The 12398-nt window shown below is 68.0% G+C and carries 16 protein-coding genes; 10 read left to right on the forward strand and 6 right to left on the reverse strand.

Features of this window, described 5'->3' with window-relative positions; translation table 11 throughout:
- The 10 genes from G6022_RS01880 to G6022_RS01925 form a co-directional block, all read left to right on the forward strand.
- The coding region (locus G6022_RS01880; protein WP_347238140.1) for a type ISP restriction/modification enzyme at window positions 1-735 on the forward strand (735 nt) is incomplete at its 5' end.
- A gap of 94 nt (window positions 736-829) precedes the next feature.
- On the forward strand, window positions 830-1678 hold the full coding sequence (locus G6022_RS01885) for a hypothetical protein (RefSeq protein WP_141244306.1): 849 nt from the start codon (window positions 830-832) through the stop codon (window positions 1676-1678).
- Between the two features lie 417 nt (window positions 1679-2095).
- Window positions 2096-2653 carry a 2OG-Fe(II) oxygenase family protein gene (locus tag G6022_RS01890; protein WP_132064281.1) on the forward strand — a complete coding sequence of 186 codons (558 nt, stop codon included), beginning with the start codon at window positions 2096-2098 and terminating at the stop codon, window positions 2651-2653.
- A 116-nt stretch (window positions 2654-2769) separates the two neighbouring features.
- Window positions 2770-3816 carry a 2-oxoglutarate and iron-dependent oxygenase domain-containing protein gene (locus G6022_RS01895; RefSeq protein WP_132064280.1) on the forward strand — a complete coding sequence of 349 codons (1047 nt, stop codon included), beginning with the start codon at window positions 2770-2772 and terminating at the stop codon, window positions 3814-3816.
- A 36-nt stretch (window positions 3817-3852) separates the two neighbouring features.
- Entirely contained in the window at window positions 3853-4839 is a 987-nt protein-coding gene (locus tag G6022_RS01900; RefSeq protein WP_182638481.1) for an isopenicillin N synthase family oxygenase, read from the forward strand.
- An 8-nt stretch (window positions 4840-4847) separates the two neighbouring features.
- Window positions 4848-5279, forward strand: a complete 432-nt coding sequence (locus G6022_RS01905) for a VOC family protein (protein WP_042329013.1) — start codon at window positions 4848-4850, stop codon at window positions 5277-5279.
- A 125-nt stretch (window positions 5280-5404) separates the two neighbouring features.
- On the forward strand, window positions 5405-6046 hold the full coding sequence (locus tag G6022_RS01910) for a helix-turn-helix domain-containing protein (protein WP_071934950.1): 642 nt from the start codon (window positions 5405-5407) through the stop codon (window positions 6044-6046).
- Between the two features lie 468 nt (window positions 6047-6514).
- Entirely contained in the window at window positions 6515-7252 is a 738-nt protein-coding gene (locus tag G6022_RS01915) for an SOS response-associated peptidase (RefSeq protein ID WP_182638482.1), read from the forward strand.
- A gap of 242 nt (window positions 7253-7494) precedes the next feature.
- Window positions 7495-7854 carry a metalloregulator ArsR/SmtB family transcription factor gene (locus G6022_RS01920; RefSeq protein ID WP_182638483.1) on the forward strand — a complete coding sequence of 120 codons (360 nt, stop codon included), beginning with the start codon at window positions 7495-7497 and terminating at the stop codon, window positions 7852-7854.
- A complete protein-coding gene (locus G6022_RS01925; RefSeq protein ID WP_031265396.1) occupies window positions 7851-9752 on the forward strand; it encodes a cation-translocating P-type ATPase in 1902 nt (633 codons plus the stop codon). The genes G6022_RS01920 and G6022_RS01925 overlap by 4 nt, the downstream gene beginning before the upstream one ends.
- Before the next feature lie 214 nt (window positions 9753-9966).
- On the opposite strand, the gene G6022_RS01930 is transcribed toward G6022_RS01925, so the two are convergent.
- The 6 genes from G6022_RS01930 to G6022_RS01955 all read right to left on the reverse strand — a co-directional run bounded on the left by G6022_RS01930 (window position 9967) and on the right by G6022_RS01955 (window position 11987).
- Window positions 9967-10371: a helix-turn-helix domain-containing protein gene (locus G6022_RS01930; protein WP_182639749.1), complete on the reverse strand. Its 405-nt coding sequence runs from the start codon at window positions 10369-10371 to the stop codon at window positions 9967-9969.
- Window positions 10368-10550, reverse strand: a complete 183-nt coding sequence (locus tag G6022_RS01935) for a hypothetical protein (protein ID WP_182639748.1) — start codon at window positions 10548-10550, stop codon at window positions 10368-10370. The genes G6022_RS01930 and G6022_RS01935 overlap by 4 nt, the downstream gene beginning before the upstream one ends.
- Before the next feature lie 11 nt (window positions 10551-10561).
- Complete coding sequence (locus tag G6022_RS01940; RefSeq protein WP_182639747.1) at window positions 10562-10822, reverse strand: hypothetical protein; 261 nt, start codon at window positions 10820-10822, stop codon at window positions 10562-10564.
- 37 nt (window positions 10823-10859) lie between these two features.
- On the reverse strand, window positions 10860-11432 hold the full coding sequence (locus G6022_RS01945) for a DnaB-like helicase N-terminal domain-containing protein (protein ID WP_182639746.1): 573 nt from the start codon (window positions 11430-11432) through the stop codon (window positions 10860-10862).
- Window positions 11433-11463: 31 nt separating this feature from the next.
- Window positions 11464-11697: a glutaredoxin-like protein NrdH gene (nrdH, locus tag G6022_RS01950; RefSeq protein ID WP_182639745.1), complete on the reverse strand. Its 234-nt coding sequence runs from the start codon at window positions 11695-11697 to the stop codon at window positions 11464-11466.
- Window positions 11698-11759: 62 nt separating this feature from the next.
- Entirely contained in the window at window positions 11760-11987 is a 228-nt protein-coding gene (locus tag G6022_RS01955) for a hypothetical protein (protein ID WP_182690953.1), read from the reverse strand.
- Window positions 11988-12398 lie beyond the last annotated feature (411 nt).

Genomic DNA, 12398 nt, shown 5'->3' on the forward strand with positions numbered 1-12398 from the left:
GCAGCAATCCTCACGCTCCGTGAATCAGCGGGGCTAGCGGGGGTGCTCTCCCATCCCGGGTTTACCGCGCGTTTCGCAGACGAGCTGACTACCCCGGGCATCCGAGTGCCGTTTACGACCAGTCCGGAGCTCTTCGAACGAGCCGTCACGCTCGGGATGGAGGTTGCCTGGCTGCACACCTATGGCGCTACGTTCGTTGACCCAGAGTCCGGGCGTCCAGCCGGCGATGTGCGGCTCGCGGCTGGAGATTCTCGTCGGGTGATGAATTTAGCGGCGATAGCTGAGATGCCATCCGAGATGATATTCAATGAGGCCACGGGTGAGGTGCGACTCGGTGGTGGCGCATTCGGCCCGGTGAGTCCTGCGGTGTGGGAGTACACCGTGGGAGGAAAGAACGTGCTCCGGTCGTGGTTCGGCTACCGCAAGGCCGAACCAGGAGGAAAGAAGTCCAGTCCCCTCGACGATGTACATGTCTCGTCTTGGCCGCCCGAGTGGACCAGCGAGCTTCTTGACTTGCTGTCGGTGCTCACCCGCCTGGTCGGGCTCGAGGAAGCGCAGGTGGAACTGCTGGATGAGATCATGTCCGTCTCGCTGGCGTCTCGAGACATGCTTGCCTCCGCCGGTGCCGTCTGGCCGGACGGGACAAAGGACTCCCAACGCAGGCCAGATTATTCGAGTGCACAGCCCGGCTTCGATGAGGGCGACGAAGGACAGCTGGGCTTCTCCTTCACGTGAGAGACCCGTGATCGCGGGTCCGGGTGTAGCTCGCCGTTCCAAGTTGCTCAGCTCGTGGGCGTTCGAGCGACGGCTTCACCGCCATACTTGTCGTATGACAGAACCGAGACCGGCAGACCAGGCTGCTCTTGAGGGCCTGCGCCAGGACCAGACGGGGGTCTGCTGGTGGTGCGGGAGCATCGCGGACAGTCAGGAGCATCGTCACAAGGCAAGCGTTCTTCGCCGGATGTGGGGCGACGAAGGGCTCTATCTTGGTCGTAGTGGCGAGAAGCTGTACTCAATACGCGGCCCGAACAGCAAAGCCGTGAAATTTTCGAAGATCCTCTGCCGCAAGTGCAATAACGAGCGAAGCCAACCATTTGACGAGGCTTACGACGTGTACGTCAATTTTGTTCAGTCGAATGCAGACGAACTTTCCCGGGCTCAGTCGTTGGATTGGCGACAGGTCTACGGCGGGTCATGGCAAGAGTCGGCTCGGTTCCTCGGGAGCTACGCAGTGAAAAACTTCGGCTGTTGGATGGCAGAGGCTGGGTTTGCGCCGCCTCCGGAGTTTGCAGCCTTCTTAGACGGTGACGACCTGGTGGATACCCGGCTGATGCTTGCTCGCCAAGAGTCTGCTTCGTTGGCGTACCGCGCGATGGCACTCGACGGTGGCACTCGTTTCGATCGAGGAATCGGAGTGCTCGCTTCTCACGTTTGGATTGATAACGGACGCACGAATTTGATTGGTTACGAGTCCTACTCCTACGTCGCCGATATCTGCATGCGCGTCAACTGGGCAGCACATGCAGGACTGGGAGAAGTGTTCTGGCAGTCCCCGATTACACCGCTGGAGATAATGCCCGCTTCGGGCGGTCAGCGAGTGCTCGCAGCGAAGATTGGCGCGCGGGCCTTGGGGAGGCGCGCGTCTCGTCTACTCGGTCGAGGACCAAAACGCGAGTGATACTGGTAGGTAAGACGATCTGGGCCTCGGTGACGCCGAGGGCGGAGGCGAGATGCCGAAGGCTGGCCACCAGCGCCCGAGAGATGCCCCGACTCACTCACCAGCTCCGAACGCTTGAGTGACGCTTTCACTAACGCGGTCTTCTCGCGCCGATAATGTCAGATTCCGTCAAGTGTGCAGGTCAAAAGTACGGCACTGTCTCATCATTACTGCTCGTCAAGCCCAGGATCTACCGTAGGGACTGATGCGGCAAATGATCGGCCACCGCCGTTTCGTGGGCTGTACCCCAAAGGAACGGACGCCGGCTCCCGGCCCGACAATAAGGAAGGCTTCCAGATCGGACGGGACCTCCCGGCGGAACACCCCAAGGTCCAGCGGGGTCTGGTCAACCACGGTCCGAACCTTTGGCCCTCGGCCATGCCAGAGCTCCGTGCCACGCTTGAGGCCTACCGCGACCGCATGGCGGTCCTCGGGCACCTGGTCCGTTTGGTTGCGCTGTCCCTCGAGCTCGACGAGGACTACTTCGACGAAGGCTTCCAGGACCACGTCATCACCACCCGCCTGCTGCACTACCCCCCGCAGGACGGCGTCGGCGAGGGGAACGAGCTCGGCGCCGGCGCTCACACCGACTGGGGCCTGATCACCAGGTTGTACCAGGACGAGGTCGGCGGACTGGAGGTCCTCAACGCCGATGGCGAGTGGGTCCGGGCCCCACACATCCCCGGCACCTTCGTGGTCAACCTCGGTGACCTCGTCCCGAAGCTCACCAACGGGCTCTACCTGTCCAACACCCACCGCGTGCTCAACACCACCGGTGTCCGCCGATACTCGGTGCCGACGTTCTTCGACCTCGACTACGACTACGTCGTCACCGCAGTCCCTACGGTCCTCGACGAGAACGAGCAGCCCGGCCCGGGCATCACGACCGGCGACCACCTCGCCGAAATGCTGCGTCGCACCTACGCAGCCAGTTGAGCCAGACACGCGCCGAAGAGACGACGTCCGGTGTCACAGAAACGTAACTCTACATTCCCTTGATGAATACACATTCCGACAAGACTTGCGACTACCGAACTGAAATGGAGGAGCACATGAACACCCCCGCCTTCGAGGTCCCCGTCGTGGACATCTCGGCCTACACCAGCGCCGGCACCGCCGAAGAGCGTGCCGCCGTCGCCCGCGCCATGGACAAGGCCTGCGCCGCCGTGGGATTCATCCAGATCCTCGGCCACCAGGTCCCCGACTCCGTCGTCACCGGCCTCAAGGAGGCGGTCGACGACTTCTTCGTCCTCCCCCTGGAGGAGAAGAAGGACTACGTCGTGCCGGGCAACCGTGGCTACAGCCCGCCCAAGAGCGAGTCGCTCAGCCTCAGCCTGGGAGTCGAGTCCGCGACCCGCATGAACGACTTCTTCGAGGCCTTCAACGTCGGCGCCGAGGCCGGCTGGTTCGACCGCCTCGACCTTTCCGACGACGACTACGGCGTCAACACCTGGCCCAACGTCGACGGGTTCCGCACCAAGGTCGAGGCCTACTACGACCACGCCGCACGCGTCGCGCGCACGCTCACCACCATCTTCGCCGACGCCCTGGGCGAGGACTCCGGCTTCTTCGACTACCTCACCGACCACTCCGTCGACGTGCTCCGGATGAACAACTACGCCCTCCCCGAGGGCACCGACGTCTCCCTGGACGGCGACCTGACCGGGATGGGCGAGCACACCGACTTCGGAATCGTCACTGTGCTGTGGGCCGACCAGGTCGCCGGCCTCCAGGTCCTCGCCAAGGACGGCACCTGGCACGACGTCCAGCCCATCGAGGGAGCGCTCCTGGTCAACCTCGGCGACCTCACCGCCCGCCTCACCAACGACCAGTGGCTCTCCACCCTGCACCGCGTGAAGCCCCCGGTCATCGACGGCACCATCCAGCGCCGCCGGTCGGTGGCCTTCTTCCACGACGGCAACATCGACGCCACCATCTCCACCCTGCCCAGCCGTCTCGACGCCGACGGCGGACTGGCCTACGAGCCCATCCTGGTCAAGGACCACATCGCCGCCAAGCTCAACGGCTCCCAGTACGGCAAGGCCAACACCGCCGCCGTCCGCGAGGCCGCCCGCGTCCTCGCCGCCCAGAACGCCTGAACCCAGCCCACGCCCACCCGGAAAGAGACCCAGCCCATGTCGAACACACTGACCGACGTCATCCCCCTGATCGACCTCGCCGACTGGCGCACCGGCGACGCCGGCGTCCAGGCCGCCGCCGCCGCGAAGGTCGACCAGGCCCTGCGTGACTCCGGCTTCCTCATGCTCGCCAACCACGACGTCGACCCGCAGCTCGCGGCCGACCTCCGCAGCGCCGCCAAGGCCTTCTTCTCCCTGCCGCGAGAGACCAAGGCTCGCTATGAGACCACCGTCGGTGGCCGCGGCTGGCTGCCCAGCGGGAAGGAGGCGAACTCCTTCGCCGGCGAGGAGGCTGACAAGGCCACCCCCGACATGAAGGAGAGCCTGACGATGGGCCGCCCGTACGCCACGGGCAACCCCACTCTCGACAGCACCGCCTTCGCCCCGAACGTGTGGCCCGACGAGGTGCCCGAGCTCGAGCTCCTCGCCACCACCTACATGGAGGCCATGTACGGGCTCTACGACGAGCTGCTTCGCATGTGCGGCGAGGCCCTCGGGCTCGGCCGCGAGTGGTTCATCGAGCGCTGCGCCAACGGCACCCGGACCCTCAACATCAACCGCTACCCCTCCCTGGAGGAGACCGGCGTCCCCAAGCCCGGCCAGTTCCGCGTCGGCGCGCACACCGACTGGAGCATCTTCACCCTCCTGGACCGCCAGCCCGGCTACGGCGGCTTCCAGGTCCAGCTCAGCGACGACGGCGAGTGGCTCGACGCGCCCTTCGTCGAGGGAACCCTGCTGGTCAACATCGGCGACCTCCTCGCCCGCTGGACCGGCGACCGGTGGCGCTCCACCCGCCACCGCGTCCTGCCACCGCATGAGTCTGCGCCGGCCGAGGAGCTGATCTCCTTGATCCAGTTCTGCGACGCCAACGTCGACGCCATCGTTGAGACGATGCCCGCCCCGATCGGCAGCGGCACCACTTACGACGCCGTCCTGGCCGGGGAGTACCTGCGTCAGCGCGCCATCCAGGCGACCGTGAAGTGAGCACCGACGTGAACACCGAGACAGTCCCCGACGCCAACCCCGACACCAAGGCCGGTGTCGCGCTCTCGTTCGTGACCCTGGTCTGCCAAGACGTCGACGAGGTCTCCAACTTCTACGCCGAGCTCTTCGGCCTGGACCACGTCACCTACCTCGAGGGCGACTACTTCCGGGCCCTCCAGCTCGGAGGAACCATCCTCGGCTTCAACACCCCCGTCGCCTACGAGCTGCTCAACCTGCCCGAGAGCGACCTGTCGGCCTCCGCGCCGTCGTTCTGGACCTTCGAGGTCGACTCCGAGGAGGCCGTCGACACCCTCGCCGCAGCCGCCGTCGCAGCGGGCGCGACCTACCGCAAGGAACCTTTCCGGACCTACTACGACGCCTGGCAGGCGGTGCTGCTCGACCCCGAGAAGAACGTCTTCCGGATCAACAAGTCCGCCTGAGTCAGCCCACGGTGCGGGCGAGGCCTCTGTCAACGACGCCAGAGCCCTCGCGCGCACCGTGGCAGTGAGACAGGTCGGTAGACTTCCGACGCCCGCTGGGCACCGCAGTCCGTAGAGAGAAGTCGATGTTGCAGGCACCGTCGCCCGTCGTCCCCGCCCGAGCCCGGGAGTTCGTTCTCATGGAATCCGAGGAAGCCGTCTCCGACGCCGTTGCTCAGGCCGTCGGCGAGCGCGTGAAGTACTGGCGAACCGAGCGCGGTCTCCTGATGCGCGAGCTCGCCGACGCCGCCGGCATGAAGCAGCCCTTCCTCAGCAAGATCGAGAGCGGCAACGCCTCACCCTCCATGCTGAGCCTCTACCGGATCGCCACCGCCCTGAACATCACCCCCGGCGACCTCCTCCCAGCCGTCGCCCCGCAGCCTGGCGCGACCGTCATCCGAGCCGAGGAGGGCCGCATCGTCGCCGGCACTGAGCAGTCCAGTGTCCCGGTTCGATTGGTCGGCGGCTCCGAACAGCACTCCTTCGAGATCTCCGAGATGGAGTTCACCAAGGACCAGAACAACAATGAGTGGTTCGACTACCCCTCACCAGCGGCCACCTACCTCATCGAGGGACAGCTCAACGTCATCATCGAGGGCGACACCATCCATCGCCTGAAGCCGCGAGACACGATTTTCTACCCCGCCCGCATCCGCTCCAAGTGGGAAGCCGTGGGCGACGAGACCGTCCGCGTCCTCCACATCGTGACCCGGCCACGCCAGGCCTGACCTAGGGTCGGTGCTCGGTTGACGGACGGCGCCGGTCGGACGCTGGAGTAACCGGCGGCACCGAGGCTCGCAGCCCGTCTGTTGCCCACCGTGCGCAGCCCTGCACGTTATCCGCTCGTCCCGGGCTTCTTCGCCGCCGGCGGCGGCCGGCTCAGACACGCCACGTGCTGGCGGTCTTGCGGGAGAACGCCTACTCGCCGGTGACCACTTCACCGGAAAGCGACTCGTCCCGACCGACTTCGGGCAGCTCAACTGGGGCCAACGGGGATGCCACCCTCTTATTTGACCGTTCGCAGGTGATCGGAGCGAATGGCTGAGGCAACCGACGACAGGCGTTAACCCCTGGCCGGTCTCGTTTCCGCGCTCCTTGTAGCTAACCGCCGCCAGGTCCAAAGCGCCGATAAGTCGCGTTCCGTCAATTGTGCAGGTCAGCGTCCGATCTCGCTCTCGCTTGCTACTGTCTCCCGCATGTGTGGTCGGTACTCGGTAGCCGTATCCGGCGCAGATCTGGTCGACGTCCTCGCGCTGGACGGCGTTGAACCGGGTTTTGAGTGGTCGCCGGCCTATTCGGTGGCCCCTCGCACGCGGGCTCCGGTGGTGCGGGATCGCCTGGCCGACGATCAGCGGGTGCGTGAGACGTTCTTGCCCACGTGGGGGCTGCGTCCGTCGTGGGCGAAAGAGCGGGGTCCGCGGCCTATCAACGCTCGCCTCGAGGGTGTGGTGACGAACGGGATGTTCCGCTCTTCATTCGCCTCGGCACGTGCCCTTGTGCCGATGACCGGGTATTTCGAGTGGCAGGAAGCCGTCGAGGCTGGCAAGACGGTCAAGAACCCGAGCTACGTCCACGGCCCGGACGACGAGCTCCTGCTCGCTGCTGGCCTGCTCGCGTTCCACCGGGAGGGCGAGGACACCGAGTGGCGGACGACGTTCACGATCATCACCCGCACTGGGGAGGATGCGGCCGGCGAGGTCCACGACCGGATGCCGGTCTTTCTCACCCCGGCCGCGTGGGATACCTGGCTGGACCCGGAGAAGATCAACAAGGACCAGGCCGGCGATCTGCTCGACCTGCTCGACGTCGAGTCCCGCACGGTCGCGTCGACCCTGCGGACCCGTCCGGTGTCCCGGGCGGTCAACAACGTGCGCACCCTGGACCGCCACGATCCAGGGCTCATTGAGCTTGCCGAACGCCCCCGCGATTTGTAGTCGCCTGAGGGCCGTCGGCGATGGCCGGCGAGCGCTGCGGATTCGCCACTCCGTGACGATCGGGCCCTCTTCGCCTCCGCCCGCTGGGTCGTCGGCCTCGCGGAGACGTGGAAGGGCCGCGGGATGCCGTCATGGCCCCGCTGGCGGAGGTGACCCCAGCTCCCGAGGGCAAGCGCGCGGAGCGCGTGCGGCAGAACTCCCCAGAGTGACAATAGGTCAGCCACTACTGTATAGTTCAGTGCATGCTGACTATTGCTTCTCGCCTCGACGTCATGAACCGGCTGGGCCGGGCCATGGCGGACCCGACGCGCTCCCGGATCCTGATGACCCTGCTGGACGGGCCGAGCTACCCGGCCGTGCTCTCGCGCGAGCTGGAGCTGACGCGCTCGAACGTGTCGAACCACCTGACGTGCCTGCGCGACTGCGGGATCGTGGTCGCCAAGCCCGAGGGTCGGCAGACGCGCTACGAGATCGCCGACCCGCACCTCGCGGCGGCGCTCACGGCGCTGGTGGACGTGACGCTGGCCGTGGACGAGCACGCGCCGTGCGTGGACGCCGAGTGCACTGTGCCGGGCTGCTGCGGGACGGGAGCGGGCGCGTGAGCGCGGCGTGCGGCTGCGACGAGCCGGAGACCCGGGTCGGCGAGGAGGCCGAGGAGGAGCGGGAGCGTCCGTGGTGGCGTGACCGCGGGATCATGGTCCCGGTGCTCTCCGGCGTCGCCTTCGGCACGGGCCTGGTCCTGGAATGGACAGGGGCAGAGGTCCCGGCGCTGGTGGCGTTCTGGATCGGCCTGCTGCTGGGCGCGTCGACGTTCACGCCCGGCGCGATCCGCAAGCTGTTCAAGGGCAAGCTGGGCATCGGCCTGCTGATGACGATCAGCGCGGTCGGCGCGGTGATTCTCGGCTACGTCGAGGAGGCCGCCGCCTTGGCGTTCCTGTACTCCATCGCCGAAGCGCTGGAGGACAAGGCCATGGACCGCGCCCGCGGCGGGCTGAGGGCTCTCCTCAAGCTCGTCCCGGAGACCGCGACCATCCGGCGGGACGGCGCGCCCGCGGAGGTCGCCGCGAAGGACCTCCAGGTCGGGCTGCTCATGCTGGTGCGCCCCGGTGAGCGGATCGCGACCGACGGCATCGTCCGCACGGGCCGGTCGAGCCTGGACACCTCCGCGATCACCGGCGAGTCGATCCCGGTCGAGGTCGAGCCCGGCGACGCGGTGTCGGCCGGGGCGATCAACACCGCCGGTGCCCTGGAGGTCGAGACGACCGCGGCGGGCACGGACAACTCGCTGACCACGATCGTGGAGCTGGTCGAGCAGGCGCAGGCCGAGAAGGGCGACCGCGCCCGCCTGGCCGACCGCATCGCCCGGCCGCTCGTGCCTGGCGTGCTGATCCTCGCCGCTCTTGTCGCGGTCATCGGCTCGCTGCTGGGCGACCCCGAGCTGTGGATCACCCGCGCCCTCGTGGTGCTCGTCGCCGCGTCGCCGTGCGCGCTGGCGATCTCGGTCCCGCTGACCGTCGTCGCCGCGATCGGCTCGGCGAGCAGATTCGGCGTGATCATCAAGTCCGGCGCGGTCTTCGAACGGTTCGGCGTGATCCGCCACGTCGCCGTCGACAAGACCGGCACCCTCACCCGCAACGAGCCCGCCGTCACCGCCGTGCTCACCACGGACGGCGTGGACGAGGCGCAGGCGTTGGCGTGGGCGGCGTCGCTGGAGCAGCACAGCACCCACCCGCTGGCCGCCGCGATCACCGCCGCCTCGCCCGGAGCTCCCGCCGCCCTGGAGGTCACCGAGCAGGCCGGGCACGGCATCGAAGGCACCCTCGACGGGGCCCGGGTCACCGTCGGCAGCCCTCGCTGGCTGGACGCGGGGACGCTTAAGGACCAGGTCGCGGGACTGGAGGAGCAGGGCATGACCGTCGTGATCGTGCACCGCGACGGGGTCCCGGTCGCCGCGATCGGGGTCCGTGACGAGCTGCGCCCCGAGGTTCCCGAGGTCGTGCGCACCCTCGCGGCCCAGGGCGTCGGGGTGACCATGCTCACCGGCGACAACGCCCGCACCGCCCGCGCGCTGGCCGCGCAGGCAGGGATCGAAAACGTGCGCGCGGAGCTGCGTCCCGAGGACAAGGCCGCCGCCATCAGCGAGCTGAGCAGGCACGGCTCGGTCGCGATGATCGGCGACGGCATCAACGACGCCCCCGCCCTGGCCGCCGCGGACATCGGCATCGCCATGGGCGCGACCGGCTCCGACGCCGCGATCGAGTCCGCCGACGTCGCCTTCACCGGCCACGACCTGCGACTCCTCCCGCGCGCGTTCGACCACGCCCGCCGCGGCAGGCACATCATCAACCAGAACATCATCCTGTCCCTGCTGATCATTACCGCGCTGCTGCCGCTGGCCCTGTTCGGCGTACTCGGCCTCGCAGCGGTGGTGCTCGTGCACGAGATCGCCGAGGTGATAGTGATCCTCAACGGGCTCCGCGCCGCCAGGACGAGGAAGTAGGAGGGATCATCGAGTGCTATAACTCCGACATGTGCTATGGCGATCCGGTAGGCGCCGCGGGCGCCCCAGTCGGGTTCGCCGAGGCCGGCGACGACGCGGTGCCAGCGCAGCAGCTCGAGGAAGTGCGCCTCGCCTGTCTGGTCGGCCGCGTGTCGGATTCGGTCCACCAGCTCGTCCACGCCGGCACCGTAGCCGGGGCCTCCGACACCGGCGGTCAGTGCAGGTCGCGGGCGGCGATCAGACCTGCGACGAACGCGGCTGCTTTGTCGGCCTCGGCGTCGGTGAGGTCGTACTCCTGGCCACCAATCACCGTGCGAGCCGCGCCAAGAGGCTCGAGTCCGAACATGAGGCGGGTGCTGGCCGACAGCGCCGCCCGGTCGGCGATGTCGCCGACGGTGCAGTCCAGGGCGTCGGCGATCGCTGCGAGCTGGTCCCTGCTGAGTGCGCTGGGCGTCGCGGCCGGGCCGTGGGCGGTGGGCTGGGATTGTCCGCGCTCCCAGGCGCTGATCCAGGGGGATTTCACGCCGACGGCGACGGCGAGCTTGAGCTGGGACAGTCCGCGCTCGAGGCGGACGGCACGAATGGCACGGCCGAGTGAGCGGGCCTCGTCCGGTGTCACTGCCCCTCCCCCGCCTTGTCGGGTCGGATCTCGGCGACGACCGACCAGTGCCCGCCCTCGTGCGCGGTCGAGACCACGAACGCCTCGGCCCCGTCGAGGGCCCGCCCTCGTGCGCGGTCGAGGTCGATGTGGGCGTGCAGCTCGCTCGGCCCGGTCCCGATGAGGTACATGGTCGTCATCGTGCCTGGCGTTAGAGCTGTACGGGTGTCGCCCCTGCCGGGTGCGACTGGGGCGGCGCGTCGAGGGTCAGCAGCCATGAGGTCGCAGCCTGGATCGTCTCGGCGGAGACGGTCGCACCGATGGCGTCCCGGTCGACGGGCTGGCCGGTCTCGCGCTCGTGTTTGCATAGGTAGAGGTCGACGGCGTCGGAGACGGTGCCGGGGTCGATCGTGGCTCCGAGGGCTGCCAGGGCGTCGCTCACCTGGCACTCGAGCTGGGCCTGCACGGGCATCTGGTCTTCCCTTCTGGGTGGTGTCGGTCGCCGACTGCTATTGGGCGGCGGCCGGGCCTGCGGTGAGTGAGGCGCGGCGCTTAGTCTCGGTGCGCATGGCGCGGCCCTGGGCGAGGAGGATCTCGAACAACTCATCGGTGGGGGCTTCGGCGCTGGCGCGGGTGAGGGTCTGGGCGGTGGCGGCGAAGCGGCGACGGTAGGCGGCGTCGAGGACGTCGGCGGCGAGGGTGGTCAGCCCGACGGCAGGGGTTCCGAGCAGGGTGACGGTCTGGAGGGCATCGGCCAGGAGCCGGCCGTGGTGGCCGGCCATGCGTCCGGCGCTGGTCAGGGCGGCCAGGACGCGGGTCGGGTGGTGGGGCTCGTCTGCGGCGATCAGCTCGGCGATGACGGCGTACAGCTCGCCGTAGCGGGGGCCGAGGAAGTCGCCGGCAGTGAGGTGGCCGGTGATGTGGCGGGCCTCGGTGGTGTCGGTGGTGTGCAGCAGGGCGCACAGAAGGGCAGCTTCGGGGTCGAGCTCGGGGACGGTGGGGGCGTCGTCGGTGGCGGCGAGGTCGTCGACGTCGACCGGGTCGGCGGTGGCCTGCGGGTCCTCGGCGGTCATGGTCTGCATTGTGATGTCCCCTCCCCTGCTGGTGGGTGGCTTAGGCGGCGTGGGCCGCGAGGTTCTTGATGCGGTCGGGGCGGAAGCCGGCCCAGTGGTCGTCGGCGGTGACGACGACGGGGGCCTGGAGGTGGCCGAGGGCCATGACGTAGTCGCGGGCGGCGGCGTCGGCGGTGATGTCGACGAGCGTGTACTCGAGGCCGGCCTTGTCGAGGGCCTTGATGGTGGCCCCGCACTGCACGCACTGGGGCTTGGTGTAGACGGTGATGGTCATGGCGGTCTCCGTTCTGGGGTGGTGCCCGTCTGCCTCTCGGCGATGGGCCGGGTGGGGGCGGGTCAGGCGTTGGCGATCGTGCGGCCGATGAGTCCGACGATCTCGGTGTCGTCCTCGTCCGCGGAGACGACGACCCGGTCCTCGTGAACGGTGAGCGGGTTGACCGTGAGGTCGAGCACCTTGGCCAGGACCGATGCTGCCTCCCACGGCTCGGTCGCGGTGACCGAGTAGTTGATGCGAGCCATGTCCTTCTCCTTCCGGTTGTGCCGGGGGCCTCTCCCTCTCGGCATGCTTCAAGTGTACTCCATGCACTACATGTAGCGCAAGTGGTGCGTGTGTCTTTTTTTGCGGTCCGACCTGCACGATTCCCACCGGAGCCGGCCCCAAGCAGACCGCCCCCTTCACCTTGTACCTGCCGTCTTTCCCCTCCCTGCGCGGAGCGTGTCAAGAGAAGGTAATCCGGGCGGACACCAGAGTTTTCCGGCGAAATAAGGGAGCGCAGCGAGCGCGTCGGAAAAGTCTGGGGGCCGGCCGGACGCCGCCAGGCGCTGATCTTGACTCGCGGAGTGCAGGGAGTACGATCCCTCGGCTGGTGAAGGGGGCCTCCGCCCTTGTTGCGGCCGCAGGCCGCGGTGCCCGCGTCAGCGGGCACGAACGTCCGGTAGGGCAGCACCGAGCTCCGTACGGGAGTTACCGGGAGC

This window comes from Dietzia sp. Cai40 (assembly GCF_014145165.1).
GTDB lineage: Bacteria > Actinomycetota > Actinomycetes > Mycobacteriales > Mycobacteriaceae > Dietzia > Dietzia natronolimnaea.

Bases quoted from the DNA above. Each gene is read 5' to 3' on its own strand.
- G6022_RS01885 (WP_141244306.1), top strand. From the start codon at position 830: ATGACAGAACCGAGACCGGCAGACCAGGCTGCTCTTGAGGGCCTGCGC.
- G6022_RS01890 (WP_132064281.1), top strand. From the start codon at position 2,096: ATGCCAGAGCTCCGTGCCACGCTTGAGGCCTACCGCGACCGCATGGCG.
- G6022_RS01895 (WP_132064280.1), top strand. From the start codon at position 2,770: ATGAACACCCCCGCCTTCGAGGTCCCCGTCGTGGACATCTCGGCCTAC.
- G6022_RS01900 (WP_182638481.1), top strand. From the start codon at position 3,853: ATGTCGAACACACTGACCGACGTCATCCCCCTGATCGACCTCGCCGAC.
- G6022_RS01910 (WP_071934950.1), top strand. From the start codon at position 5,405: ATGTTGCAGGCACCGTCGCCCGTCGTCCCCGCCCGAGCCCGGGAGTTC.
- G6022_RS01915 (WP_182638482.1), top strand. From the start codon at position 6,515: ATGTGTGGTCGGTACTCGGTAGCCGTATCCGGCGCAGATCTGGTCGAC.
- G6022_RS01920 (WP_182638483.1), top strand. From the start codon at position 7,495: ATGCTGACTATTGCTTCTCGCCTCGACGTCATGAACCGGCTGGGCCGG.
- G6022_RS01935 (WP_182639748.1), bottom strand. From the start codon at position 10,550: ATGACGACCATGTACCTCATCGGGACCGGGCCGAGCGAGCTGCACGCC.
- G6022_RS01940 (WP_182639747.1), bottom strand. From the start codon at position 10,822: ATGCCCGTGCAGGCCCAGCTCGAGTGCCAGGTGAGCGACGCCCTGGCA.
- G6022_RS01945 (WP_182639746.1), bottom strand. From the start codon at position 11,432: ATGCAGACCATGACCGCCGAGGACCCGCAGGCCACCGCCGACCCGGTC.
- nrdH (WP_182639745.1), bottom strand. From the start codon at position 11,697: ATGACCATCACCGTCTACACCAAGCCCCAGTGCGTGCAGTGCGGGGCC.
- G6022_RS01955 (WP_182690953.1), bottom strand. From the start codon at position 11,987: ATGCCGAGAGGGAGAGGCCCCCGGCACAACCGGAAGGAGAAGGACATG.